The sequence below is a fragment of the Streptomyces sp. NPDC045968 genome, assembly GCF_056430475.1.
The window spans coordinates 191577-215118 of sequence record NZ_JBWKLF010000005.1 but is presented as its reverse complement, the minus strand read 5'-3'; the positions used below and the strand labels follow the sequence as shown (position 1 = coordinate 215118).

Genomic DNA, 23542 nt, shown 5'->3' with positions numbered 1-23542 from the left:
ATCCACCGCTCGTACCGCTTCCCTTTCGTACGACTGGGGCCGTGATGTTGTCCTCGGCGGCGCACGACGGCCCGCCGCCGGGGCTCTAGCGTCTCCGGAACCACCCCGAGGCGAGGAGCGGCACGTGAACTGGCTCATCCATGACTATCGCGAGGACGATCTGGCGGCGGTCGTCCATCTCATCGATACGACCGCGGACCTCGGCCAGGAGTCCGTCTTCTCGCTCGCCGAGTGCATCAGCGCACTGACGTCCCGCCAGCCGGCGGTCGTCGCCGTGCACCGCGGCCGGCCCATCGGCGCGGCACTGGCCCATGTGTCGGGTGGCCGGGCGTGGGTGATGCGGATCGCCATCGAACCCGCCTGGCGCGGCCGGGGTCTGGCCAGTGCGCTGCTGGTGGAGCTCGAACGCCGGCTGATCGAGGCGCGGGTGCGGCGCATCGCCTATGTGCTGGCGGAGGAGGAACAGCTCGGCGAGGGGCTGCGGAAGGCCGGATACACGCGGCGGCCCGCCGTCGCCTACTTCGAGAAGGCCGAACCGGCGACGGGCACCCCGGCCGACCTCCTGGAGGAGCTGGGCGGCCGGGTGCTGTCCGGCGATCTGTGGGACAAGGTGGCCGGCATGGAGGCGGAGAAGAGCCTCATCGAGCGCCGTGTCGTGATGCCGCTGGCCGAGCCCGAGCGTGCGGCCCGGCACGGCGTCGTCCCGCCGCGCGCCATCACCCTGTTCGGCCCGCCGGGGACCGGAAAGACCACGTTCGCGCGGGCCATCGCCTCCCGCCTCGGCTGGCCTTTCGTCGAGCTGCTGCCGTCCCGGCTGGCCGACGAGGGCAATCTCGCCGCCGCGCTGCGCACGGCCTTCGCCCGGATCGCGGAGCTGGAACGGGTGCTGGTCTTCATCGACGAGGTCGAGGAGATAGCTCCCGTACGCGGGGAGCGCCCGGAGCCCGGCATGCACGGCGTCACCAATGAACTGCTCAAACTCATCCCCGGCTTCCGCGAGCGGGACGAGCGGCTGCTGGTCTGCGCCACGAACTCCATCCGCTCGCTGGACCCGGCCTTCCTCCGTCCGGGACGCTTCGACTACCTGGTCCCGATCGGCACCCCGGACGAGGCGGCCCGGGCGGCGATCTGGTCGCGCCATTCGGCCCGGCGGGACGACGTCGACGTGGACGCGCTGGTCGCGGCGAGCGAGCTGTTCACCCCGGCCGACATCGAGCACGCGGCCCGGACCGCCGCCCAGGCCGCCTTCGAACGCGACGTCCCCGAGGCCGGCGCGGACACCGACGACTATCTCGCCGCCCTCGGTCAGTGCCGGCCGACCGTCACCCCGGCCGTCATCGCCGAGTTCGCCGCCGACATCACGACGCACGCGCGGACCTGAGCCGTCAGGGCCTGCCCCTCGCCTCCCCTGTGATGCCGTGCCGTCGGCGCGTCACGGAGGGGCGGGGCAGCTCTCCGGGCAGACTTTCCCCATGGCCAACGTAACGAAAGCAGTCCTCGAAGGCGGCCCCGACGATCTTCCCGAGCGGATCGTTTCCGTCGCCGGCCCCGGGCTCGACGTCAAGATCCCGTTCCGCGGTGGGTACGAGCACTTCAAGGCGACGAGCCGTCAGGCGGCGACGCCGGAGGGCCAGTTGCCCGTCTACGAATGGTGGGAGCGCACGGAAGTACCCGGCTAGCACCGTGGGGGGCGGATGCCCCTCAGCGCTCCAGAACGCACCCCGTGGCCGCCCGCGCATAGGAGTGCAGCGCGGTGATGACCTCGGGCCGCGAGCGGCGGCCGGCGAGCACGTCCATCTGGTAGCCGTCCTCCATCGCCACGAAGTTCGAGGCGGTCATGCGCGCGGTGTCCGTCAGCGCGAAGTGGCCCTGGGACTCACCGAGCACCAGGATCCCCTGGTAGACCCCGATCTGGCGTTCCGTGAGGACGCTGTCGAGGGCTGCCGCCTTCGGGTCGCGCAGCGTGCGGGGCCAGTACTCGAAGAGAAGCCGTGGCAGCCGGTCCTGCGGGCCGGCTGCCACGCCTGACGCGATACAGGTGCGCAGCCGCTCCCGCGCGTCCGTGTGCTGCTCGGCCGCAGTGTCGCGGTCCCGGCAGAACCGCTCGATGGCCTGCTGGAAGGTCTCGTACATCAGGGCGTCGAGGTCGTCGTAGTAGTAGAGGACCGCCGCGGGCGTGACGCCCGCCTCCTCGGCCACGTCCCGCAGCCGCAGCCCTTCGAGGCCCCGGTTCAGCAGCGCCCGTCCGGCCGCCTCGCCCAGCTGGGCCCGCCGCGCTTCCTGGTCCTTGTGCCGTGCCATCGTGCCCACTCCCGCTCATTCACTGAAGACGATCAAAAAGATACCGTTCCAGCTCTTGACCGCGCCAGACGCATTTCGTTAAATCAGCGTTTAACGAATCGAGGTGGCCCAGGGCCGCCTCTTGCTGGAAGGCAGCCATGACCACAGACGCCATCGGGGCCGAGCCCGAGCCCTCACCCGCGCCACCCCTCACCGCGAAGGGCCTGCGGGGCGATTCCGTGGGTCTGGTCGCCACGGTCGCCCTCGGACTCGCCTCCGTGGCGCCCGCGTACAGCATCGCCGTCACGCTGGGTCTGGTGACCCTGGTGGTCGGCGACCTCGCCCCGGCCGCCCTGCTCCTCGGCTTCATACCGATCCTGCTCACCGCGTTCGCCTTCCGGGAGCTGAACCGGGAGATGCCGGACTGCGGAACCACCTTCGTATGGAACACGCGGGTGTTCGGCCCGGCCTTCGGCTGGCTCGCCGGCGGCTGGACGGTCCTGGTCGCCACCGTCATCGCGATGACCGCGCTCGCCCAGGTCGGCGCCACCGCCCTCCTCGGCTTCCTGGGCCTCGACGCGGCCTCGGGGAGCACCCCGGTCGTCACAGCCGTCGCCGTTCTGCTGCTCGCCGTGGCGGTCGCGGTCGCCTACCGGGGCGTCCAGCTCGCCGCGTACGTCCAGTACGCGATGCTGGGACTCCAGCTCGTCGCGCTCCTCGCGTTCGGCGTCACCGCGTTCGCCCGCGAAGGCGCGGCCACCCCGTCCCTGAGCTGGCTCAACCCCTTCGGCTTCGACAGTTTCGCCTCGTTCTCGGAGGCGGTCCTGCTGTGCCTCTTCATCTACTGGGGCTGGGACGCGCTGATCACCTTCAACGAGGAAACGGTCGACAGCGCGCGCACGCCCGGCAGGGCCGCCGTGACGTCCACTCTGATCCTCGTCGTCACCTATCTGTTCACCGCCTTCGCCGCGGTCTCCTTCGCCGGCACCGGAAGCTCGGGGCTCGGACTGGGGAACGAGGAGACCGCCGCCGACGTCCTGACCGGCCTGGCGCCCGCGGTGCTCGGTGACACCCTGGCCAAGGTCGTACAACTCGCCATCGGCGTCTCGGCCGTGGGCGCCCTGCTGACGTGCACCGTCTCCACCCCGCGCGCCACCCTGTCGATGAGCGCGCACGGCGCCCTGCCCGCCGCCTTCGGCCGCATACACCCCCGGTTCCGGACACCGGCGTTCGGCACGGTGTTCTTCGGCGCCGCGGCGGCCGTGACGCTGTCCCTCCTCACGCTGGTCTCGGCCGACTTCCTCGGCGACGCCGTCCTCTCGGTGGGGCTGCTGATCGCCTTCTACTACGGCGTCACAGGATTCGCCTGCGCCTGGTACTTCCGCGGACATCTGCGGCGCTCTCCGCGTGACCTGCTGGTCAAGGGAGTCATGCCCGTCGCCGGCGGCCTGATGATGCTGGCGGCGTTCGTGCGCAGCTCGTACGACATGTTCGACCCCGCCTACGGCTACACGTCGCTGGGCGGAGTCGGCGGTGTCTTCCTGCTCGGCGTCGGCTCCCTCGTCCTCGGGGCCGCCGTGATGCTCCTCATCCGCTCCCGGCACGCCCCCTTCTTCCGCGACGGCCGTACGTCCGTCGCCACCCTGTCCCTCACGGAGGACTGACCACTCATGCGCACCCTCGCCATCGCCGCCGTACAGACCACTCCCGTGCCGCACGACCTGCGCGCCACCTGGGACCGCTTCGCCGACCGCGTCCGCGCGGTGCGCGACACGTTTCCCCATGTGCAGCTCGTCGTCGTGCCCGAGCTGATGCTCGCCGCGGAGGCACCGCTGCTCCAGGCACGCGCGGACTGGATGCGGGAGGCCGCCGTACCGGTCCCGGGCCCGCTCACCGACCTCGTCTGCGCCCTGGCCCGTGAGACCGGCCTGTGGCTGGTGCCGGGCAGTCTCTACGAGCGCGCCGACGACGGGCACACGTACAACACCGCGCTCGCGGTCTCCCCGGCGGGCGAGATCGTGGCCCGGTACCGCAAGATCTTTCCGTGGCAGCCCTACGAACAGGCAAGCCCGGGAAACGAGTTCGTCGTCTTCGACCTGCCCGGCATCGGCCGCGCGGGGCTCGCCATCTGCTACGACGGCTCGTTCCCGGAGACCGCCAGGCAGCTGGCCTGGCTCGGCGCCGAGGTCATCCTCCAGCCCACCCTCACCACGACACGGGACCGGGAGATGGAACTGGTCTGCGCGCGTGCCAACGCCTGGACCAACCAGCTCTACGTCGTCAGTCTCAACGCGGCCGACCCGGCCGGCGTCGGCGCCAGCGCGATCGTCGATCCCGAGGGAATCGTGCGCCAGCAGGCCGGGGCGGGCGAGGAGGTCCTGGTCGACGTCCTGGATCTCGACACCGTGACCCGTGTCCGAACATACGGTTCCGCCGGCCTCAACCGGCCGTGGGACCAGCTCGCGCGTTACGGCCACCGGATCCCTCTGCCGATGTACGGAGGGACGTTCCGGCCCACCCCGCACGACCAGGCTCGTACGCAAGGCTAAAAATGATGCCAATACGGACTTTTCACAGCAATAACCTTCTATAGCCCAATGCATTCTTTTCGCCCGAACCGCGACCACTCCCCCTTCACGCAAATCACCCTTTTCGGACTCAGTGGCCAGCGTCACGTCCGGGATTGGCAGGTTCCTGACGTGTGCCCCGCATCCCTTCTGCGGGAAGAGAGTTGACTCCGCGGTTCGGGTGAATTCACCGGCGATCCAGTTCATCGATCTTGCAAATGAATTGTGATCAGGAATTCAGGGCTTGTCCCCTTCGGCTTTTCTCGCCTACGGTCACCCTCAATCCGGATGGAACGCCGAATCCTGCCGCCGTCCGGGAACCCAGACCACTCACGCCCGGCAGGAGCGGGGGACCCAGGTAAGTCGCCGATCCGTTATGCGGAACGGCTCGGGGTTAAGTCGCATGCACCTGCGGCCAGGCATCTCCAGCCTGAACCCGACAGCTCACCTCGTAGGCGACGGAGAGGAATTCGCCATGCCCACGATGGGTAAGCACCGCCGTACCAAGTCCAGCCCCCTGACCCGCGGTCTCGTCGCCGTGACCGCAGGCGGAGCCGTCCTCGCCCTTCCGGTGATCGGCGCCACCACCGCGTCCGCGGCACCGGCCCAATCGGTCGCCGCCGAAAAGTCAGTGGCCGCCCCCGCCAAGGCAATCACCGCGCAGAAGACCGGGATCACCAGCTATTCCGTCGTCAAGGGCGATACTCTGCACAAGATCGCCGAGACGCATTCCGTGAATGGCGGCTGGAAGAAGCTGTACAAGGACAACAAGAAGGCCATCGGCAAGAATCCTGGGCTCATTCGCCCGGGCCTCAAGCTGACGCTTGGCGCCAAGTCCGAAGCCAAGGCTTCCGGTTCCTCCTACGAGCGTGCGTCCGCCGGCAGCGAGCGCGCCGACCGCTCCGAGCGGTCGACCACGCCGGTCGTGAAGACCGCCGCCCCCGCCGCGCAGCCCGCGACCTACACGAACGACCTCGACGGCTGGATCAAGGAATCGCTGGCCGTCATGGCCGAGCACGGCATCCCCGGCACCTACGAGGGCATCCACCGCAACATCATGCGCGAGTCCTCGGGCAACCCGCAGGTCGTCAACAACTGGGACTCGAACGCCGCCGCGGGCATCCCGTCCAAGGGCCTCCTCCAGGTCATCGACCCGACGTTCCAGGCCTACCACGTGCCCGGTACGTCGATGGACAGCTTCGACCCGGTCGCCAACATCACCGCCGCGTGCAACTACGCCGCCGACAAGTACGGCTCCATCGACAACGTCTTCGGCGCCTACTGATCCCCTGGCGAACGGTCACGGTTCACGACTGCCGGGTGGCGAGGGTCCGACAGGCCCTCGCCACCCGGCAGTTCCGCGTACGCGCCGACCGTGGAAGACTCACGTCCATGCCCGAAATCCAGCTCCTGCGCCACGACCACGCCGCCGCCCTGCTCGCGTTCGAGCAGGAGAACCGGGCCTACTTCGCCGCCTCGGTTCCGGACCGCGGCGACGAGTACTTCGCACACTTCGACGCACGCCACAGCAGCCTCCTGGCCGAACAGGCCGAGGGGCTCTGCTATTTCCATGTGCTGGTGGGCGACGGGGGCGAGGTGCTGGGCCGGGTGAACCTGGTGGACGTGGCGGACGGTTCCGCCGAGCTCGGATACCGGATCGCCGAGAAGGCCGCCGGCCAAGGCCTGGCCACGACCGCCGTCCGCCGGATATGCGTCCTGGCCGCCACGCAGTACGGCCTCACCACACTGCGGGCCGCGACCACGCCGGACAACGCCGGCTCACAGGCGGTACTGGCCCGCACGGGATTCGTACGCACGGGAGAGACCGTGCTCGAGGGGCAGCCGGGGCTCGCCTACGAACGGCCGCTGGGCGCGGACGTGCTGCTCCCCTGACACCCGTCACGGGGCCAGGGTTCCTCCGGCGTGAGGGTGGTGACGAGCCGGGGCCGGCCCGCCACCACCACGCAGGGACTGCGCCGCCCGGCGTCAGTCGCGGTCGGTCTCCTCGCGGACGATCGTGCCGCTGGCCGCGTCGACCTCGAATTCGGTCTTGTTCCAGTCCTTGGCCACCACGTCGACCGCCCACACCAGGGTGTCGTCGTCGTTGGTGTCCAGGCCGATGGAGGTGACCGTTCCCTTCTTCTTGGCCGTCGCCACCTTGGCCGCCTGCTCGGGCGTCTGCTTGGCCCTGGCGATCCAGTCGGCCATCTCGGTCTTGTCGGCCGCGTCCTGATCGGTGTCCGGCGACGACTCGATCACCTTGCCGGAGATCGCGTCGATACGGATGGTGTGCGCGGCTCCATCCGTCTCGACGACCTCGGCGACCCACCGGGGACCGGTGCCGCTGCCGCTCGGGCTGGGGCTGCCGCTCGGCGAGGCACTGCCGCCGGGGCTGGGGCTGCCGCTGGGACTGGCCGTGCCACCGGGGCTCGCGCTACCGGTCGGCGAGGCGCTCTCGCTCGCGTCGGTACGCCGGTCGGTGTCGTCGTCCAGGCCCTCGAGGTCGAGCTCGACCAGCTTGCTGCCCGGTACGGCCCCGACCGCGACCTTGGCCGCCTTGTCGTAGGTGACCTTGGTGGTTGCGAGGAGCTCCTTGCGCTCGGTCTGGTCCTCGGTCAGCTTCGGGCTGCCGGAAGGACTCGCGGACGGGGAGGTCGTCTGCTTCGGGATGACCTTGGCGGCCTCCGATGTAGCCGCCCCTGTCTGGTCACCACTGTCCTGCCCGCATCCCGCGACCAGCGCGGAGGCGACGACGGCGGCGCACAGGGCACCGGTGATACGGAGGCGGCGGGCGCGCGGGGAGACAGTGGTTTTTCGTCGGAATTCAAGGCTCATACACGCATGACTAGCCCCCTCACCGGCAGGTCATGTTGTCCTGCGGGCCGGGTCACCCGATCGAACGCGCGTCTCCGCCCGTTGGCGGTCATCCGCTCCGGGCGCGCCGTGGTCGCGGGTGCGAAACAATGGGGGGCACAGCCACGGACACGGCTTCCGCCGACGTCCGGTCGGGAGGCCCTCATGGATTACGCGGAGAGTTACGAGCTGATATTCCAGACCCACGGCGCGGCGGACGACGTGGTCGTGGTCCGGATGACCGACCGGTCCGGGGCGGGTGGATACCCGGTGTACGAGGACGACACCGGCATCGTGCGCGCGGAGATCAGCGACCGCGGTGAGGTACGCATGGTGGCGAGCGGCGGCCACCAGGCGCCCGGGATCCCCCTGCTCGCGCGGGCCCTGAGCGAGGGACCGCCCCGCGCCCGCTGAGCGGCCGAGCACGCGCACCGCGGCGCGCCACGCGCCGCGGTGCCGCTGTGTGCTGTCTCTTCCACAGCTACTGACGGTCAAAGTCCGTTCATGCCCGTTCTTCGTCTGAATCTGTTTACATTCCGGCACCCCAGCCGTAATCTGAGCGCGAAACCACAGACTCGGGCATGGAACGGATACGAAACCACATGTACGCACCGGAGCGGCAGCAGGAGATCCTCCGCCTCGCCCAGGAGAGCGGACGCGTCGACGTGCTCTCCCTCGCAGAGGAGTTCCAGGTGACCGCCGAGACCGTGCGGCGCGACCTGAAGGCGCTGGACCGGGCCGGGCTGCTGCGCCGGGTGCACGGCGGCGCGATTCCGGCCGGGCGGCTCGGCTTCGAGCCCGACCTCGCCGAGCGCGACGCGGTGGCCGCGGACGAGAAGGACCGCATCGCGGCCGCCGCCCTGGGCGAGCTCCCCGTGGACGGCAACGTGATCATCGACGCGGGCACCACGACGGCCCGGCTGGCCGCCGCCCTCCCACTCGACTCCTCCCTGACCGTGGTGACCCACGCACTGCCCGTGGCGGCCCGCCTCGCCGACCATCCCGGAATCGCGCTGCACCTGGTGGGCGGCCGGGTCCGGCACCGCACCCGTGCGGCCGTCGACGCCTGGGCGCTCAGTGCGTACGCCGAGATCAACGCCGACGTCGTCCTGCTCGCCACCAACGGGTTCTCGGCCGACGGCGGCCTGACCACCCCCGACCTGGCCGAGGCCGCCGTGAAGCGCGCCATGATCTCGGCCGCCCGCCGGGTCGTGCTGCTCGCCGACTCGGGCAAGTTCGGCCAGGAGCACTTCGCCCGCTTCGGCGACCTCTCCCACGTCGACCTGCTCATCACCGACACGGGGCTCAGCCCCGAGAACGCCCTCGCCATCGAGAGCCGGGGCACGGAAGTGGTACGCGCATGATCCTCACCGTCACCCCCAACCCGAGCCTCGACCGCACCTACGAGCTCCGGGACCTCACCCGAGGTGCGGTCCTGCGCGCCACCGGCGACCGCGTCGACCCGGGCGGCAAGGGCATCAACGTCTCCCGCGCGGTGGCGGCGGCGGGACACCGTACGGTCGCCGTCGCCCCCCTGGGCGGGCCGGAGGGCGCACTGCTCGCCCGCCTGCTCGGGGAGCACGGCATCGAGGCCGCCGGTGTGCCGATCGCGGGCAGCACCCGCGTGAACATCACACTCGTCGAGCCCGACGGCACGCTCACCAAGGTCAACGCGACAGGGCCCGAGATCACGGACTCCGAGGCCGAGACGCTGCTGGAGACGGTGCGGACCCGGTCGTCGGACACGGACTGGATCGCCTGCTGCGGCAGCCTGCCGAGGGGCCTGCCCCCCGAGTGGTACGCCGAACTCGTGGCACGCAGCCACCGGGCCGGTGCGCGAATCGCGCTCGACAGTTCGGGCGCCGCGCTGCTCGCCGCACTGCGCGAGCGGCCCGATGTGATCAAGCCGAACGCCGAGGAGCTCTCCGAGGCGGTCGGGCGGCCTCTCGCGACGGTCGCAGACGCGGTCAAGGCCGCGGAGGAGCTGCGCGGGCGCGGGGCACAGGCCGTGCTGGCCAGCCTCGGAGCCGATGGACAACTGCTGGTGGACGGCTCGGGGGCGTACTTCGGGAGTGCCCGGGTGGACACCGTACGCAGCAATGTCGGCGCCGGGGACGCCTCGCTCGCCGGCTTCCTCACCGCAGGGGGCGCCGGCCGGTCCGCGCTGGCGGCCGCCGTCGCCCACGGAGCGGCGGCCGTCCAGCTCCCCGGCAGCGTGATGCCCACACCGGCCGACATCGACATGTCGTCGGTCGTCACGACCACGGACATCCCCCTGGACCGCGTGCTCACGGAGCCCGCGCCATGACGTCCGCATCCCTGAGAACGAGCCCGCAGACCCACGTCCCCCCGGCCGCCGCCACGGCGGTCCACGAGCAAGGAGCCCCGCGATGAGTGAGCTGATCACCGCGGACCTGGTCGACCTCGATCTGTCCGCCGAGACGAAGAACGCCGCAGCGAGGTCGCTGGCCGAGCGGATGGCCGCCGCCGGGCGCGTCACCGACCTCGACGGCTTCCTCGCCGACGTGGCCGCCCGTGAGGCGCAGATGCCGACCGGTCTGGACGGTGGCATCGGCATCCCGCACTGCCGCAGCGAGCACGTCAACGCGCCGACGCTGGCCTTCGGGCGCAGCGGACAGGGCATCGACTTCGGTGCGCCGGACGGGCCCGCGGACCTGATCTTCCTCATAGCGGCGCCCGCCGGAGCCGACGACGACCACCTCACGATCCTGTCGAGCCTGGCCCGGCGGCTGATGGACCCCGCGTTCACCTCCGCACTGCGCGCGGAGGCCGACCCCGCGGCCGCGGCGGCGCTGATCCGCGGCGACGAACCGTCCGCAGCGCCGAAGGCCCCCACTCCGGTGACGGAGACAAAGACGGAGACGAGCGAGTCCGGGCGGACCTCACCGGTCGCGGCGGCTCCCGAGCCGTTCCGGATCGTCGCCGTCACCTCCTGCCCCACGGGCATCGCCCACACGTACATGGCCGCCGAGTCCCTGGAAGCGGCGGCGCGCGCGGAGGGCATCACCCTCAGCGTCGAGACGCAGGGTTCGGCCGGATTCCAGCGGCTCGACCCGTCCGTCATCGCCGCCGCCGACGCGGTGATCTGGGCGCATGACGTCGACGTACGCGAGAAGGCGCGGTTCGGCGGCAAGCCCGTCGTCGACGTCGGGGTGAAGGCGGGGATCAACCGGCCCGCCGAACTCATCGCCGAGGCCCGGCGCAAGGCCGAACGGGGCGAGATCAGGGGTGTCGCGGACGACGGTGGTACGGAGACGGGCGCGGCCGGGTCCGGCGGCGGCAGCGCGCACGTCGGTGTCCGGCTGCGTACGTACCTGATGTCCGGCGTCAGTTACATGGTGCCGTTCGTCGCGGCGGGCGGACTCCTGATCGCCCTGTCGTTCGCCATCGGCGGCTACGAGATCGCGAACGCCAAGTCCGTCGCCGATCACTTCGTGTGGGGTGAGGCCGACAGCTGGGCCGCTCTCCTCAACCAGATCGGCGGCGCCGCCTTCGGCTTCCTGGTCCCGGTGCTGGCGGGTTACATCGCGTACGGGATGGCGGACCGTCCCGCCCTCGTCCCCGGGTTCGTCGGCGGCGCCATCGCGCTGACCATCGACGCGGGTTTCCTGGGCGGCCTCGTCGCCGGTCTGCTGGCCGGGGCGGTGGTGATGGCGATCCAGCGGGTGAAGGTCCATCCCACGCTGCGCGGCATCATGCCGGTGCTGGTGATCCCACTGGTCGCCTCGGCGGTGGTCGGCTTCCTCATGTTCGTCGTCGTCGGCAAGCCGATCGCCTCGCTACAGAAGGCGCTCACCGACGCGCTCAACGGGCTCTCCGGTTCGAACGCGATCATCCTCGGCGTGGTGCTCGGCCTGATGATGTGCTTCGACATGGGCGGTCCCCTCAACAAGGTCGCCTACGCCTTCGCGGTCGGCGGACTCGCCGACCCGACACCCGGCAGCCTCAAGGTCATGGCGGCGGTCATGGCAGCCGGAATGGTGCCTCCGCTGGCGATGGCGCTGGCCACCACCGTGCGCGGCAGGCTGTTCACCAAAACCGAGCGGGAGAACGGCCGCGCAGCCTGGGTGCTCGGTGCGTCGTTCATCAGCGAGGGCGCCATCCCCTTCGCGGCGGCCGACCCACTGCGGGTGATCCCGTCGGTGATGGCCGGCGGCGCGGTCACCGGCGCCCTGTCGATGGCCTTCGGCTGCACCCTGCGGGCACCGCACGGCGGCATCTTCGTCGTCCCGTTGATCGGCCAGCCGTTCCTCTACCTGCTGGCGATCGCTGCGGGTACGGCGGTGGCGACCGCGCTCGTCGTCGTCCTCAAGGGCATGCGCCCCACCACGCAGGACCCCGTGCCCGCGGTCGGCGCTCCGAAGGTTCCCGTCGCCGCCTGAGCGCGGCGCGCGGCACACCGTCCGGTTTCCCGGCTTCCGCAGTTCCGTATCCATCCCACAGGAGTGATCGCATGTACCAGTGCACCGTCGCCGTAGGTTCCCGCAGCGGACTGCACGCCCGCCCGGCCTCGTTGTTCGTCCAGGCCGCGGCCCGTCAGCCGGTGAAGGTGACCATCGGCCGGGAAGGACAGGAGCCGGTCGACGCCCGCAGCATGCTGTCCGTGCTCGCTCTGGCGGCCCAGCACGGAGACTCCATGGTGCTGTCGGCCCTGGGTGACGGGGCAGAGGCGGCGGTGGACGAGCTCGCCGCTCTTCTCGCGCGGGATCTGGACGCCACGGTCTGATCCGTCCGTCCTCGCCTGCTGTGGCGCCGCTGCCCCCGGCCGTTCACGGCCGGGGGCAGCGGTGTGCGTCAGCGGCCGAAGGTGTCGGGCACCGGCAGGGTGTCCCAGCGGTTCAGCGGCCAGGCGACCACCACCGCGCGCCCCACGACGTCGTCGACGGGCACCATGCCGCGGTAGGGATCCTCCTGGTGGTAGCGCGAATCCCCGGACGCCTGACGGTGATCGCCCATCACCCAGACCCGGCCGTCGGGCACCGTGACCTTGAACTGGCCCGCGTCATCGGTGCTGCAGGGGGTGTTGCCGGGGTAGACGTACGGTTCGTCCAGCGGCTTCCCGTTGACCTTCACCGGCCCGTCGCCCTTGCACTCCACGGTGTCGCCGGCGACCCCGATCACCCGCTTGATGAGGTCCTTCTCCTCGGCGGACGGCATGACCCCGACGAAGCCGAGCACCTTCTGGAACGCGTTCGGGGGCTCGGTCGGCACCCCCCTCAGCCAGTCGGACGGATCGTGGAAGACGATCACTTCTCCGCGCTCGGGCTCGGACCCGAACCACGGGGTCAGTTTGTCGACGAGGACCCGGTCGCCCTTCTGGAGCGTGTTCTGCATGGATTCCGACGGAATCGAGAACGCCTGGAGCAGGAAGGTCTTGATGAACAGTGCCAGCAGCAGGGCGACACCGATGAGGATCGGGAGTTCCTTCCACAGGGGGCGCTGCTTCTTCGTCCGCGTCCTCGTCCGCCGTGCGCCCGTCAGCACCATCAAGCCGCTCCTCGCCCCGTGTTCGTCGCCGCCCCCGCGTGGGCAGCACCGGCTCACTCTAGGCGCGATCACTGTGGTGAACGAGCAGATGAGGCGGGCGACCGGGCTTTCACAGGAACGTCAGTGACGAGCCTTCACGCTGCGCTACGGTGCCGGGGGCGGCGGTGCGGACGGCTCCGGGCTCTGCGGATCGGGGACCGTGGCGCCGTCTCCCGCCCGTACCGCCTCGACGACCGACTGGTGGAACGCTCTGCTGGCCTCTTCGGTGGGGCAGTGCACGGGACTGCCGGCGAGGGTGAACCAGTCCGAGGCTCCGCTGAACTGCACGGCCACTTCGGCCTCGCCGTCGGCCCATGTCGTGTGGACGGTGAGATCGCCGCCCACGATTCCTGCTTCTTCGGTGCGGACTCCGCCGGCTCCCGCGAAGACACCGCTGGTCGTCCACGATGCCCAGCTCATGAGGCGACGCCTTTCGGACAGTGACAAACCTGTCAAGCGGACTTCTCCGAGTATGACACCGCCATTCGGAGCACGCACGGGCGTGCCCCCGGACCGTGCGGCCCGGGGGCACTGGCGCGTCGCCGATGCGGACGGCGGGGTCCGTCACCTGCGCTCCAGCACACCCCTGACGAAGGCCGCCTGGCCGGCGTGCTGGAGATCGTCGGCAAGGACGCTCACCAGCCGGACGCCCAGGGTGACCGGCGGTGACCAGCGCTCGTCCACGACGCGTTCCAGCGCTCTGCCGTCCAGGCCCCGGATGAATCCGACGCTCTGCTCGTGGACCGCGTCGTAGTAGCCGAGAAGCAGCTCGGCCGAGTCCACCTGTACCGCGGCGACCTCCTTGGCGCTCTGCCCGTACCCGGTCGCGTCCTCGGCGAAGGGCAGGCCGAACCGGGAGGCCCAGCCCTGGGACAGCCACACCTGCTCGGTTCCCGCCGCGTCGGCGACATGGTCGTCCTGGATGCGTGTGAGGTGCCAGACGAGCCAGGAGACCGAGTTGGCGCCCTCATCGATCCGGGCGTTCAGGTCGTCGGGTGAGAGGCCGTCGACCGCCGTGTGCACCGCTTCCCGGATGCGCTCGAACGCGTCGGCCAAGATGCCTGCTGTGTTCATACGTCCACCTTGGCCGGTGCCTCCGGGCGGGCGGGCGTCCGACACGCGGCCGGCACGTCAGACGAGCAGCCCCAGCAGATGGGCGCAGGCCGTCCGCTCGTCCGGGTGCCGGGCGACGACTTCGTACGTACCGCGCTCGAACACCCCGGTCTCCCACACCGCGTCGGGCGCCTTCCGCAGGAACAGGAAGTCGGTGGGTGTGGGGACCGGTTCGTGGACGCCCTCGATGCGGTAGTAGCTGTCGGGCACGCCTGCCGCCCGCAGCGCGGCCCGCAGGCGGGGGCGGTCCATGGGCCTAGGCTCCGGCGGGCTTCAGGTAGTCGTGGTCCAGGAGCCACTTCACGTTCAGCCGCTGCCCCTCGCCCGGGTTCAGGAAGACCGCGTCGAGCTTGATCTGCTGACCGCCACCAGGCTGTTCGAACCACGGCGCGATGCTGCCCTGCCAGACCCAGAACGGCTTGGCGACCTTGTAGACGCGGTAGTCGCAGGCGACGGCCGCGTCACGGGTGTTGAGGCTCTGCGGGGGCAGCGCGCGCTCGGCGTACGCGTCACCCGCCGGGGCGAGATAGCTGCCGTACTCCGAACCGAACCGGTCCAGCCGCTGACCCGGCCGGAGCTTCGCGGGTTCCTTGTCGAGCTCGCCGTTGACCTCGCCGAAACCGTCGTTGGGCGGGTACTTCCAGCTCCCGGAGTCGGCCGGCCCTTCCCAGTACTTCTTGAGGAAGTCGGCGGGCGAGAGGTCCCCTGTCCTCTCGTAGCCGTTCAGCAGCGGACCGACGGGGGCCTGCTTCTTCTTGGGCAGCCACTTGGGGCCGAGTCGCGCGTCCCCCTGGAACTCACCGGTGCAGGGTTCGTGCCGCGGCGCCGCGGCCGGCCCGCTGTTCTCGTGGTGGGGCGCGGCGCTCGCGGCGGGCGCGGCCAGCAGTCCGGCGGTGATGCCGAGCGTGGCAAGTACGGTGCTCATACGGTTCATTGGCGGGACACCTCGGGATTCGACGACCGGTCAGGCAGCTGACGCAGAGTAACCCCTTGATCGCCATGGGTGCCCGCACCATGCCGGGATACGCCCCGAACGTGCGAGAGCGCTCCCGCGCCGGGGTGTCCCGTCCCGGCGCGGGCGCCGCGGTGCTCAGCCGCCGGCGGGATCCGGCACGAGGCCGTCGGCGACCAGGCCCGCGAATACGGCGTCGCTGAGCGCCTTGAGGGCGGACTGCGGGCGGACCATCACGGTGAACTCCTTGACGCGGCCCGCCTCGTCGAACTGGAGCAGGTCGATCCCGTGGACCTCCTTGCCGTTCACCGTGGCCCTGAAGACGAGGATCTCCGACGGAGCCTGATCACCGGCGGCGGTGTCCACCGCGCCGTCGAGCCGTCCGACGTAGCGGAAGTCCTCGAACGTCCGCAGCAGTACGCCGAAGAGGCCCAGCACCATGGGCCTGCCCTCGAACGGCGTGAACTTCACCGGGCTGTAGAAGCGGACGTCCTCGGTGAACAGGTCCTCCAGGGCGGCCGGATCACGCTTCTCGACGGCGGTACGGAAGCGTTCCGCGGTGTCGGCAGTCGTCATGGCTGTCTCTCCTCGCACTCGTCATACTCAAGGATCTGACTACTCAATTTCCTGACTATGATGCAGGCGGAACCGACACGACGGAAGGGAGTGGCCCGTGGCCTTGCGTCACGCCGTACTCGCGGCGCTGCTGGACGGCGAGTACAGCGGCTATCAGCTGGCCAAGGCGTTCGACATCGGCGTCGCGAACTTCTGGCACGCACTCCCCCAGCAGCTGTACGCGGAACTGTCGAAGCTGGAGCAGGACGGACTGGTCGCCGGGCGGCAGGTGGTGCAGGAGACCCGGCCCAACAAGCGCCTGTTCCGGGTCACCGACGCGGGCCTGGCGGAGCTGGAACGGTTCGCGGCCGCCACTCCGAAGGCCGCGTTCATGCGGGACGATCTCCTCGTCAGGGTCCAGGCCGTCGACCGGGTCGACGCCGGGCCCGTGATCGAGCAGCTGGAGGAGCGCGCGGCGCTCGCGGACGCCAAGATCGAACTCTTCGGCAAGCTGCTGCTCCGGTTGCGCGGCCCGGTCGACGAGGAGGAGTTCCTGCGCAGCGGTGAACGGATCGGGCCGTATCTGACCTGCCTGCGCGGGCTGGGCTTCGAGCGGGGCAACCGGGACTGGTGCCTGCGGATCGCCGATGTCCTGCGCAAGCGGATGGGGCATGATCGTCGCCCATGACGAACTGGTGGGCGCAGGCGGGTCATGGGGTGCGGTTCGACTGGGGGCCCGCCGGAGCGGCCCGCCTCGCCGAGGACGCCGACTGCCTGGTCGTGGTCGACGTGCTCTCCTTCACGACGTCGGTCACGGTCGCCGTCGAGGCGGGGGCCCGAGTCTTCCCCTACCCCTGGCGTGACGAGAGCGCCCGGGTGTTCGCCGGCCGGATGAACGCCGATCTGGCCGTAGGGCGCCGAGCGGCCACCGCGGCGTCACCGTGGTCACTGTCTCCGGCCGCCCTGCGCCGCGCGCCCTTCACTCCCCGACTGGTGCTGCCCTCGCCCAACGGGTCCACCATCGCCGCCGCCGCGGGTGAGTCAAAGGTGCTCGCCGGGGCCCTGCGGAACTCCGACGCCGTGGGGCGGTGGCTCGCGGACCGGGGTTACGGGACCCCGGGGCGCCCGGTCGCGGTGATCGCCTCGGGAGAGCGCTGGCCCGACGGCAGCCTTCGCCCCGCCCTGGAGGACCTGCTGGGCGCCGGGGCCGTGATCGCCGCGCTGCGCACGCACGGGAGGGACCGGCTCTCGCCCGAGGCGGCGGCGGCCGCGACCGCGTTCACGGGCACCGCGGACGTCGCGGCCGCGGTCACCCAGGGCGCCTCGGGGCGGGAGCTCGTCGACGGGGGTTACGGCGAGGATGTCGTCGTGGCGACGGAGCTGGATCGCAGCACGGTCGTCCCGGTCCTGACGGACGGGGCGTTCGGCGGCGCCTGACCGTTCAGGGCCCGGTGACTCCGTCCAGGCGTTCGCGCAGCAGGTCCGCGTGGCCGATGTGCCGCGCGTACTCCGCGATCATGTGGACGTGGACGAGGCGCAGCGAGTAGACCGCGCCGTTGTGGGTGAAGGTGTCGTCGAGCGAGGCGTCGGCGACCACCTCGTCCGCCAGACGGATCTCCTCGACCAGTCGCGCGTAGTCCTCCTCGGCTCGCTCCGGAGCCAGAGCCTCGAAGTCCGCGTCCTTACCCAGCTCCGGCGCGTACATCGGCGCGAGCGGCAGAGCGGCGAACCGGTCGCGGAACCAGGTGCGTTCGACCTTGGCCATGTGCCGCACCAGGCCGAGCAGCGTGAGGTTGGAGGGCTGGACGGCCTGTTCGGCCAGTTGTTCACCGGTGAGTCCCGCGCACTTCTGCAGGAGCGTGTTGCGGTAATAGGCGAGGAAGCTCTCCAGTGTCTCGCGCTCGTCCGCGACGAGAGGTCCGGACGTCCGGGTGACTTCAGGCGCTGTCCATGTCATCGAGCGATCATGCCCGTTGACCGCGCGTTCGCGCGACCCTGTCCACCGGAAGCGCGGTGCTCGTCGATGTCGTCGGAGGTCCAGTCGGCCGCCGACGATCCCAGCCCGCCGAGGAGACCGCACACCAGGAAGAGGACGACCAGCGCCTTCGCGGCCCCGCTCATGATCAGCGGCCTGGTCGCGGAGCGGGTCTGCTGACGCGTCACGGAGAGATCGTCGTCGCCGAACAGGCCCCGCGGGTAGGCCGGCGTGAGCATCAGGGCGTAGGCGGAGAAGCGCATCTGGTAGCGCAGCGTCGCCGCGGTCGCCTCGAAGAGCGGGCGGGGCATCCGGCCCAGGACCAGCGTGATGAGCCACCAGAGGAACGACAGCGCGAACCAGCCGCTGGTGGCGAGCCCCTGCACGATCGCCGCCGGAATCATGAGGAACAGACGGAAGAAGACGGCGAGCCGGTTGAGATCCGTCGGGCGCACCTCGATCCGCACGGGGTAGTCCGGCGGCGGATCGAGGGCGAACGGCGGGTACCGGTCGATGAGCAGCATCTCGCTCGCGGCGACCCGCATGTGGTAGCCGAGGTATCCCCTGAGGTAGGTGAAGACGGGGCCGGGCAGCCGCCCCAGGACGAGTGCGGCGAACCAGCCGAAGATCACCGTGAACACGGCTGCGATGTAGAGGACGAACAGCACGAGGAAGTGCGGGATCAGCAGGAGAAGACGCAGCAGGACGGTGAGCCTGCGCTGCCGTGCCGGCTCGATGACGTCGAGGACGGGCAGGAATTCGTCCGGGTCCCCCGCGACGCGGCCCGGACTCCACTGACCGTCCGCCATGGCTCCTCCTCGGCAGGTGAGCCGCACGGCTTCGGTGCGTACGACGTCACCCCACGCTGGGTGGGCGTGGGGTGACGCGCAAGCGGTCACGGGCCGAACGGGTGCCGCGTCGGCACCATGGGCGGGAACACGGAGGTACGGGTCCGAGGCCCGTACCTCCGTGCCGTCCCTCACTCCAGGAGGTCTCCGTACGCGCCCAGGGCCAGCGCGATGTCGGCCTGTGCCCAGAACCGGTGGTACGTGAAGACCGGAGCCGCTCCGCCGTCGAGATAGCTCTGGACCTTCGGCCAGTTCGGGTCGTCCTTGTAGAAGGACCGGATGGAGGCGAACGTCGAGCCCGCGCCGACGGTGTCGCCGTTGGGCATGGCGCCCGTCCAGCCGCCCGGCACGTACACCGGGTCGTCGAACCGGTTGTAGTCGGCGCGGGTCTCGGGGACGGCCACCCCCGCGTCGTCCTGGTAGTGGTCCCACATGCCGTCGAGCAGCGCCTTCGCCACGGTCTTCGCCGCCGCGTCGCCTGACTTGGCCGCGTAGTAGGTGAGCGTCCTGGCGTAGGCGCCGGCCACACCGACGTCGTTGGTGTAGTCGGCGACGGTGACGTGGAGTCCGCTGTTCGCGCCGGGGCTCGACGCGTTCCAGGTGTCGGGCGCACCCGTCCACTTGAGGGTGGACGGAACCCGGTACGTACCGTCCGGGTTGATCGTGGTCTCCGACAGCGCCCAGTCGACCCACTTGTCGAGTACGGCCTTCGCGTCCGCGTCACCCGACTCGTGGTAATACTCCGCGACGCGCTCCATGGACCACGCCTGGAAGCCGAACCACTGGTTGGACGGCGGGTCGTGGTAGACCGGCTTCTCGTCGTAGAACATGCCGTGGAAGGTCGGCGTGCCGGCAGGCGGCTGTGCGTAGCTGCCCTTCCAGCTGTTGGTGGCACCGCCCGCGATGGCGCCTTCGTCGGACTGGAGCCAACGGTAGAACTCCAGCTGCCGGTCCAGGCTCTTCGCCCAGTCCTGCTGTCCCGTCGCCGACTTGGGCTTGAGGTCGGGTACCGAGCTCAGCGCGTACGCCGCCATCGGGTTCTGGTATCCGCCGTGCGCGTGGCTGCTGCCGATGCGCCAGGACCAGCCGGCCGCGGTGTCGGTCGCGCCGCCCCAGGCGTAGTACCACGACATCAGATAGTGCGAGCTGTCCTTGCCCGTGCCCGCCGGGCAGGCACTCGGGCCGACGCAGCCGCCGACCTTCTTGAAGTACTTGTCGAACATGGCGTAGCGCAGGTAGTCGCCCATCTTGGCGGCCTTGCCGACCGTCGCGGAGACCTCGCTCGCCCTGCCCTGCTCCTTGGCCCACACATCGGCCCAGTAGGCGGCCTGCACCGCGCGCGCGTCGGCGTCGGGGGCGTTGGTGAACTTCCACTGCTTGGCGTAGGAGGCGTCCCCGGTGAACAGGTCCAGGTAGCCGTTCTTGCCGCCGTAGGCGAACCTGTCGCAGGTCGGGTGGGTGACGGTCTCCCAGACCGACTCCTGGGGTCCGCGCTGGAAGGTGTTGATGTACGAAGGCCCGGTCTCGGCGGGCCCGGCCGAGCACGTGCCGGGTGTGTTGCCGAAGCCGTAGACGTTGTCGACGTCCTGAATCCAGTGCATGCCGTAGATGTCGTCGGTGCCGTACGCGCTCTTCAGCTCACCCGCGAGAGGGTCGGAGCCGGAGGCCACCGACGGATCGAGGACGGCGGGGTACTGGGTCGGCGCGTCGTGCTCCGGTGCGTAGGTGGCGGGCTTCGACGCGTTGTAGAAGCCGTTCGTGGGCTGGTCGGCGTGGGTGGGGATCATGTACTTCTCCATGGTGTCCCACGCACCGTTGAACTTCGTCCAGTCCCCGGTGATCTTTCCGTACATCGCCTGCAGCCAGATCAGATAGCTGTACGCCTCCGACGTCGTCTCGTGCCCGTGGTCGGGGGCCTCCACGATCAGTGTCTCGACGGAGTGGTACGGAATGCCCTCCGGCGAGAAGTAGCCGTTCGCCGGGTCGGTGATCTTCCCGTACAGATCGAGGAAGCGTGCGTCGTACGTCTTGGCCGCGGCCAGCTGCGTGACGGTGACCTGGGCCTTGGCGTGGCCGGGAGCCGTCACGGTGAAGGTGGCGGCGCCCGTGCCCGCGCTGTCCGCGCTCACGGTCACCTTCTGGGGCGTGGACCAGTTCGACGGTGTGAAGGAGAGGCTCGCGCCGCCGGTGACCGTCAGTCCGGTGTTGCCCGCGGTCCGGGCCACGCCGACGGTGACGGGGGCGGCCGGTGCGGTGGACAGTGAGACGCCGAAGGTCCCCGACGTGCCCTGCCGGACGCCCAGTTGGGCCGGCGTGGCGACGACGGCGGGGCCGGCGACGACCGTGATGCCCGCGGGCGGTGACTCGGCCAATCCGCCCAGACTGTCGTAGGCCCGTGCGTAGACGGAGTGCCCGCCCGCCGACAGCCCCGCGGCGGTATAGGAGTACGGCGAGGTCGTGTCCGTGCCGAGGAGGGTGGTGTCGTCGTAGAACTCGACCTTGCTGATGGTCGCGCCGTCCGCGGCGGCGGCCGTCGCGGCGAGCGGCACCGGGTCCCCGGCCGTGAAGACGGAGCCCGCTGCCGGGCTGGTGAGGACGGTGATCGGCGGCTGGTGGGCGCCGGCGCAGGTCGTGCCGTTGACGGCGAAGCCGGTGGGGGCGGCGTTCGTACCGCTGTAGGTGAACTGCGCGCCCGTCGATACCGCGGCTCCCGGGGCGATGGTCCCGTTCCAGGAGGCGTTCTTGACGGTGACGTTCTTCCCGGACTGCGACCAGGTGCCGCTCCAGCCGTTGCTGAGCGTCTGGTTGCCCGCGTAGCTGTAGGTGAGGGTCCAGCCGTCGACCGGGGTGGAGGCCCGGTTGGTGACGTTGAGTTCGGCGGTGAAACCCGAACCCCAGTCATTGGCCTTGTAGTCGACGCTGCACTGCACGGCGGCTGCCTGGGCCGGGGCGTCTGCTGCCGCGGTCATGCCCAGAGGGAGGGCGAAGGCGGCGGCGAGCGCCGTCCATAACCTGCGCGATGTCGTTCCGGTTCTGCCGGATCTCCTTGGTACCCATGCTCTTCGTGCGCTTCCCGATGGCATGCGCAGGTCCTCCTCGCGGCTCGGCGACATGGGGGGTGTGCGGGGTTGAGCACAAGCCTTGAACCAGTGGGAGCGCTCCCAGCATGGGGATGGGGAAAAAGGGAGTCAAGAGACTTGAAGAGTCGAATAAATTCGATAGCAAGAGATCAGAACGGGTCTGTTGACCGTTACGAATTGACGCTCTAACGTCATGCCACACCAGTGGGAGCGGTTCCATCAGTCGACGTGCCGTAGGGGGCACGTCTGGTCTGTAAGGAGTCGCTTCATGCGACACCCCCCGCATTCGCCACATCTACGGCACGTGTTCCGCTTGGTCCTGGCAACTGTTCTCGCCGCGGTCGGCATCACCGTCGCCCCCGTGGTCACCGCCTCCGGCTCCGCACCCGTCTGCACGGTGGAGTACACGACCACCGGCCAGTGGGACGGCGGATTCCAGGGGTCCGTCACGCTCACCAACCTGGGTTCCTCCGTGAGCGGTTGGAGTCTGGGATTCGATCTGCCCGGCGACCGGAAGGTCACGCAGGGCTGGAACGCACGGTGGTCGCAGTCGGGCAGGACCGTCACCGCCGCGAACGAGACCTGGAACGGCACGCTCGCGACCGGCGCGAGCGTCAGTGCCGGCTTCCTCGCCTCGGGAGCCGGTACGGGATCGGCACCCGCCGCGTTCACACTCGACGGGACGCCGTGCGGCGGCGACCCCGGCCCGACCGACCCGCCGGACCCGACCGATCCACCCGACCCACCGGCCGGTCCGCCGGTACTGAAGGTGTCGGGCAACAAGCTCGTCGACCAGACCGGCGCCACCCGCCGCATGCTCGGCGTCAACCGCTCCGGCGGGGAGTTCATGTGCGTACAAGGACATGGAATCTTCGACGGGCCGGTCGACGACGCCTCTGTCCAGGCGATCGCCGACTGGAACGCCAACACCGTCCGTATCCCCCTGAACGAGGAGTGCTGGCTTGGCCTGACCAACATCGATCCGCGCTACGCGGGCAACAACTACATCAACGCCGTGAAGGACCTGGTCCAGCGCGTCAAGGCCCACGGCATGACACCGATGGTCGAACTGCACTGGACCTGGGGGCAGTACACCGGCAACTCCGCGGGCTGCTCCGATGTACACGCCAGCTGCCAGAAGCCCATGCCCGACGCGCGGTACACACCGGCCTTCTGGTCCTCGGTCGCCTCGGCCTTCAAGGATGAGCCGACCGTGGTGTTCGACCTGTTCAACGAACCGTATCCGGACCGCGCCACACCCACCCTCGGCCAGGCCTGGACCTGCTGGCGGGACGGCGGGAGCTGCCCGGGCATCGGTTACGAGGTCGCGGGCATGCAGGACCTGGTCGACGCGGTACGGGCGACCGGCGCCAGGAACCTGATCCTGGCCGGCGGGCTCGCGTACTCCAACGACCTCGGTCAGTGGCTCCAGCACAAGCCGGCCGACCCGGCGGGCAATCTCGCCGCCGCCTGGCACGTCTACAACTTCAACGTCTGTGCGAACGAGACCTGCTGGAACTCCACGCTCGCACCGGTCGCCGCCGAAGTCCCCCTCGTCGCAGGCGAGATCGGCGAGAACACCTGCTCCCACGGCTTCGCCGACCGGGTCATGCGGTGGTTCGACGACCGCGGACTCTCCTATCTCGGATGGACCTGGAACACCTGGGACTGTTCCTCGGGTCCGGCCTTGATCAGCAACTACGACGGCACCCCCACCCCGTACGGAATCGGGCTGCGCGATCATCTGCGCGCCCTCGACAGCTGAGGAAACG

The 23542-nt window shown here is 70.2% G+C and carries 25 protein-coding genes and 1 riboswitch; of the genes, 14 read left to right on the top strand and 11 right to left on the bottom strand.

Going from position 1 to position 23542, the window contains the following annotated elements:
• Positions 1 to 124: 124 nt before the first annotated feature.
• Positions 125 to 1381, top strand: coding sequence for an ATP-binding protein (locus AC07FA_RS16715; protein WP_479076203.1), 1257 nt, complete (start codon positions 125 to 127; stop codon positions 1379 to 1381).
• A gap of 91 nt (positions 1382 to 1472) precedes the next feature.
• The gene (locus AC07FA_RS16710) at positions 1473 to 1679 is read left to right on the top strand and encodes a DUF5988 family protein (RefSeq protein WP_479076202.1); all 207 of its coding nucleotides are present in this window, start codon (positions 1473 to 1475) and stop codon (positions 1677 to 1679) included.
• 22 nt (positions 1680 to 1701) lie between these two features.
• Here the strand turns inward: AC07FA_RS16710 and AC07FA_RS16705 are convergent, their stop codons facing one another.
• Positions 1702 to 2301: a TetR/AcrR family transcriptional regulator gene (locus tag AC07FA_RS16705; protein WP_479076201.1), complete on the bottom strand. Its 600-nt coding sequence runs from the start codon at positions 2299 to 2301 to the stop codon at positions 1702 to 1704.
• A gap of 137 nt (positions 2302 to 2438) precedes the next feature.
• On the opposite strand from AC07FA_RS16705, the gene AC07FA_RS16700 reads away from it, so the two are divergent.
• From AC07FA_RS16700 to AC07FA_RS16685, 4 genes are all read left to right on the top strand, one after another.
• Entirely contained in the window at positions 2439 to 3944 is a 1506-nt protein-coding gene (locus AC07FA_RS16700) for an APC family permease (protein WP_479076200.1), read from the top strand.
• A 6-nt stretch (positions 3945 to 3950) separates the two neighbouring features.
• Entirely contained in the window at positions 3951 to 4829 is an 879-nt protein-coding gene (locus tag AC07FA_RS16695; protein WP_479076199.1) for a carbon-nitrogen hydrolase family protein, read from the top strand.
• A 335-nt stretch (positions 4830 to 5164) separates the two neighbouring features.
• Positions 5165 to 5320: riboswitch (cyclic di-AMP (ydaO/yuaA leader) on the top strand.
• A gap of 2 nt (positions 5321 to 5322) precedes the next feature.
• Positions 5323 to 6132: a transglycosylase SLT domain-containing protein gene (locus tag AC07FA_RS16690; protein ID WP_479076198.1), complete on the top strand. Its 810-nt coding sequence runs from the start codon at positions 5323 to 5325 to the stop codon at positions 6130 to 6132.
• 107 nt (positions 6133 to 6239) lie between these two features.
• The gene (locus AC07FA_RS16685; RefSeq protein ID WP_479076197.1) at positions 6240 to 6740 is read left to right on the top strand and encodes a GNAT family N-acetyltransferase; all 501 of its coding nucleotides are present in this window, start codon (positions 6240 to 6242) and stop codon (positions 6738 to 6740) included.
• Positions 6741 to 6833: 93 nt separating this feature from the next.
• On the opposite strand, the gene AC07FA_RS16680 is transcribed toward AC07FA_RS16685, so the two are convergent.
• Positions 6834 to 7682 carry a PepSY domain-containing protein gene (locus AC07FA_RS16680; protein WP_479076196.1) on the bottom strand — a complete coding sequence of 283 codons (849 nt, stop codon included), beginning with the start codon at positions 7680 to 7682 and terminating at the stop codon, positions 6834 to 6836.
• A gap of 183 nt (positions 7683 to 7865) precedes the next feature.
• Between AC07FA_RS16680 and AC07FA_RS16675 the strand changes: the two genes are divergently transcribed.
• The 5 genes from AC07FA_RS16675 to AC07FA_RS16655 all read left to right on the top strand — a co-directional run bounded on the left by AC07FA_RS16675 (position 7866) and on the right by AC07FA_RS16655 (position 12447).
• On the top strand, positions 7866 to 8114 hold the full coding sequence (locus tag AC07FA_RS16675; protein ID WP_479076195.1) for a DUF6296 family protein: 249 nt from the start codon (positions 7866 to 7868) through the stop codon (positions 8112 to 8114).
• A 188-nt stretch (positions 8115 to 8302) separates the two neighbouring features.
• Positions 8303 to 9064, top strand: a complete 762-nt coding sequence (locus AC07FA_RS16670) for a DeoR/GlpR family DNA-binding transcription regulator (RefSeq protein WP_479076591.1) — start codon at positions 8303 to 8305, stop codon at positions 9062 to 9064.
• Complete coding sequence (gene pfkB, locus AC07FA_RS16665) at positions 9061 to 10008, top strand: 1-phosphofructokinase (protein ID WP_479076194.1); 948 nt, start codon at positions 9061 to 9063, stop codon at positions 10006 to 10008. Before AC07FA_RS16670 ends, pfkB begins: the two co-directional genes overlap by 4 nt.
• 82 nt (positions 10009 to 10090) lie before the next feature.
• Complete coding sequence (locus AC07FA_RS16660) at positions 10091 to 12103, top strand: PTS fructose transporter subunit IIABC (protein ID WP_479076193.1); 2013 nt, start codon at positions 10091 to 10093, stop codon at positions 12101 to 12103.
• 71 nt (positions 12104 to 12174) lie between these two features.
• On the top strand, positions 12175 to 12447 hold the full coding sequence (locus AC07FA_RS16655; RefSeq protein ID WP_479076192.1) for an HPr family phosphocarrier protein: 273 nt from the start codon (positions 12175 to 12177) through the stop codon (positions 12445 to 12447).
• A gap of 68 nt (positions 12448 to 12515) precedes the next feature.
• Here the strand turns inward: AC07FA_RS16655 and lepB are convergent, their stop codons facing one another.
• The 6 genes from lepB to AC07FA_RS16625 form a co-directional block, all read right to left on the bottom strand.
• Entirely contained in the window at positions 12516 to 13208 is a 693-nt protein-coding gene (gene lepB / locus AC07FA_RS16650; protein ID WP_479076191.1) for a signal peptidase I, read from the bottom strand.
• A 144-nt stretch (positions 13209 to 13352) separates the two neighbouring features.
• A complete protein-coding gene (locus tag AC07FA_RS16645) occupies positions 13353 to 13667 on the bottom strand; it encodes a hypothetical protein (protein ID WP_479076190.1) in 315 nt (104 codons plus the stop codon).
• Positions 13668 to 13811: 144 nt separating this feature from the next.
• A complete protein-coding gene (locus AC07FA_RS16640) occupies positions 13812 to 14321 on the bottom strand; it encodes a mycothiol transferase (protein WP_479076189.1) in 510 nt (169 codons plus the stop codon).
• Between the two features lie 57 nt (positions 14322 to 14378).
• Positions 14379 to 14612, bottom strand: a complete 234-nt coding sequence (locus tag AC07FA_RS16635) for a hypothetical protein (RefSeq protein WP_479076188.1) — start codon at positions 14610 to 14612, stop codon at positions 14379 to 14381.
• A 4-nt stretch (positions 14613 to 14616) separates the two neighbouring features.
• Positions 14617 to 15294, bottom strand: a complete 678-nt coding sequence (locus AC07FA_RS16630; RefSeq protein ID WP_479076187.1) for a TNT domain-containing protein — start codon at positions 15292 to 15294, stop codon at positions 14617 to 14619.
• 156 nt (positions 15295 to 15450) lie between these two features.
• The gene (locus AC07FA_RS16625) at positions 15451 to 15888 is read right to left on the bottom strand and encodes a nuclear transport factor 2 family protein (protein ID WP_479076186.1); all 438 of its coding nucleotides are present in this window, start codon (positions 15886 to 15888) and stop codon (positions 15451 to 15453) included.
• Positions 15889 to 15985: 97 nt separating this feature from the next.
• Between AC07FA_RS16625 and AC07FA_RS16620 the strand changes: the two genes are divergently transcribed.
• Positions 15986 to 16555 (top strand): PadR family transcriptional regulator, encoded by a 570-nt coding sequence (locus AC07FA_RS16620; protein WP_479076185.1) that lies wholly within the window; start codon positions 15986 to 15988, stop codon positions 16553 to 16555.
• A complete protein-coding gene (locus AC07FA_RS16615) occupies positions 16552 to 17304 on the top strand; it encodes a 2-phosphosulfolactate phosphatase (RefSeq protein WP_479076184.1) in 753 nt (250 codons plus the stop codon). Before AC07FA_RS16620 ends, AC07FA_RS16615 begins: the two co-directional genes overlap by 4 nt.
• A 4-nt stretch (positions 17305 to 17308) precedes the next feature.
• On the opposite strand, the gene AC07FA_RS16610 is transcribed toward AC07FA_RS16615, so the two are convergent.
• The 3 genes from AC07FA_RS16610 to AC07FA_RS16600 all read right to left on the bottom strand — a co-directional run bounded on the left by AC07FA_RS16610 (position 17309) and on the right by AC07FA_RS16600 (position 21659).
• Positions 17309 to 17824 carry a DinB family protein gene (locus AC07FA_RS16610; protein WP_479076183.1) on the bottom strand — a complete coding sequence of 172 codons (516 nt, stop codon included), beginning with the start codon at positions 17822 to 17824 and terminating at the stop codon, positions 17309 to 17311.
• Positions 17821 to 18651 (bottom strand): DUF4389 domain-containing protein, encoded by an 831-nt coding sequence (locus AC07FA_RS16605; protein WP_479076182.1) that lies wholly within the window; start codon positions 18649 to 18651, stop codon positions 17821 to 17823. The genes AC07FA_RS16610 and AC07FA_RS16605 overlap by 4 nt, the downstream gene beginning before the upstream one ends.
• A 170-nt stretch (positions 18652 to 18821) precedes the next feature.
• The gene (locus tag AC07FA_RS16600; RefSeq protein WP_479076181.1) at positions 18822 to 21659 is read right to left on the bottom strand and encodes a glycoside hydrolase family 48 protein; all 2838 of its coding nucleotides are present in this window, start codon (positions 21657 to 21659) and stop codon (positions 18822 to 18824) included.
• A gap of 379 nt (positions 21660 to 22038) precedes the next feature.
• Here AC07FA_RS16600 and AC07FA_RS16595 point away from each other — a divergent pair, with 379 nt between their 5' ends.
• Complete coding sequence (locus AC07FA_RS16595; protein WP_479076180.1) at positions 22039 to 23535, top strand: cellulase family glycosylhydrolase; 1497 nt, start codon at positions 22039 to 22041, stop codon at positions 23533 to 23535.
• The last annotated feature ends 7 nt before the right edge of the window (positions 23536 to 23542 follow it).

What these genes read in the sequence shown, in the direction of transcription:
- AC07FA_RS16595 (WP_479076180.1), top strand. Translation starts at nt 22,039, where the DNA reads ATGCGACACCCCCCGCATTCGCCACATCTACGGCACGTGTTCCGCTTG.
- AC07FA_RS16635 (WP_479076188.1), bottom strand. Translation starts at nt 14,612, where the DNA reads ATGGACCGCCCCCGCCTGCGGGCCGCGCTGCGGGCGGCAGGCGTGCCC.
- AC07FA_RS16630 (WP_479076187.1), bottom strand. Translation starts at nt 15,294, where the DNA reads ATGAACCGTATGAGCACCGTACTTGCCACGCTCGGCATCACCGCCGGA.
- AC07FA_RS16655 (WP_479076192.1), top strand. Translation starts at nt 12,175, where the DNA reads ATGTACCAGTGCACCGTCGCCGTAGGTTCCCGCAGCGGACTGCACGCC.
- AC07FA_RS16625 (WP_479076186.1), bottom strand. Translation starts at nt 15,888, where the DNA reads ATGACGACTGCCGACACCGCGGAACGCTTCCGTACCGCCGTCGAGAAG.
- AC07FA_RS16660 (WP_479076193.1), top strand. Translation starts at nt 10,091, where the DNA reads ATGAGTGAGCTGATCACCGCGGACCTGGTCGACCTCGATCTGTCCGCC.
- AC07FA_RS16680 (WP_479076196.1), bottom strand. Translation starts at nt 7,682, where the DNA reads ATGAGCCTTGAATTCCGACGAAAAACCACTGTCTCCCCGCGCGCCCGC.
- AC07FA_RS16705 (WP_479076201.1), bottom strand. Translation starts at nt 2,301, where the DNA reads ATGGCACGGCACAAGGACCAGGAAGCGCGGCGGGCCCAGCTGGGCGAG.
- lepB (WP_479076191.1), bottom strand. Translation starts at nt 13,208, where the DNA reads ATGGTGCTGACGGGCGCACGGCGGACGAGGACGCGGACGAAGAAGCAG.
- AC07FA_RS16695 (WP_479076199.1), top strand. Translation starts at nt 3,951, where the DNA reads ATGCGCACCCTCGCCATCGCCGCCGTACAGACCACTCCCGTGCCGCAC.
- AC07FA_RS16600 (WP_479076181.1), bottom strand. Translation starts at nt 21,659, where the DNA reads ATGACCGCGGCAGCAGACGCCCCGGCCCAGGCAGCCGCCGTGCAGTGC.
- AC07FA_RS16675 (WP_479076195.1), top strand. Translation starts at nt 7,866, where the DNA reads ATGGATTACGCGGAGAGTTACGAGCTGATATTCCAGACCCACGGCGCG.
- pfkB (WP_479076194.1), top strand. Translation starts at nt 9,061, where the DNA reads ATGATCCTCACCGTCACCCCCAACCCGAGCCTCGACCGCACCTACGAG.
- AC07FA_RS16690 (WP_479076198.1), top strand. Translation starts at nt 5,323, where the DNA reads ATGCCCACGATGGGTAAGCACCGCCGTACCAAGTCCAGCCCCCTGACC.
- AC07FA_RS16670 (WP_479076591.1), top strand. Translation starts at nt 8,303, where the DNA reads ATGTACGCACCGGAGCGGCAGCAGGAGATCCTCCGCCTCGCCCAGGAG.
- AC07FA_RS16645 (WP_479076190.1), bottom strand. Translation starts at nt 13,667, where the DNA reads ATGAGCTGGGCATCGTGGACGACCAGCGGTGTCTTCGCGGGAGCCGGC.
- AC07FA_RS16615 (WP_479076184.1), top strand. Translation starts at nt 16,552, where the DNA reads ATGACGAACTGGTGGGCGCAGGCGGGTCATGGGGTGCGGTTCGACTGG.
- AC07FA_RS16640 (WP_479076189.1), bottom strand. Translation starts at nt 14,321, where the DNA reads ATGAACACAGCAGGCATCTTGGCCGACGCGTTCGAGCGCATCCGGGAA.
- AC07FA_RS16605 (WP_479076182.1), bottom strand. Translation starts at nt 18,651, where the DNA reads ATGGCGGACGGTCAGTGGAGTCCGGGCCGCGTCGCGGGGGACCCGGAC.
- AC07FA_RS16700 (WP_479076200.1), top strand. Translation starts at nt 2,439, where the DNA reads ATGACCACAGACGCCATCGGGGCCGAGCCCGAGCCCTCACCCGCGCCA.
- AC07FA_RS16685 (WP_479076197.1), top strand. Translation starts at nt 6,240, where the DNA reads ATGCCCGAAATCCAGCTCCTGCGCCACGACCACGCCGCCGCCCTGCTC.
- AC07FA_RS16610 (WP_479076183.1), bottom strand. Translation starts at nt 17,824, where the DNA reads ATGACATGGACAGCGCCTGAAGTCACCCGGACGTCCGGACCTCTCGTC.
- AC07FA_RS16710 (WP_479076202.1), top strand. Translation starts at nt 1,473, where the DNA reads ATGGCCAACGTAACGAAAGCAGTCCTCGAAGGCGGCCCCGACGATCTT.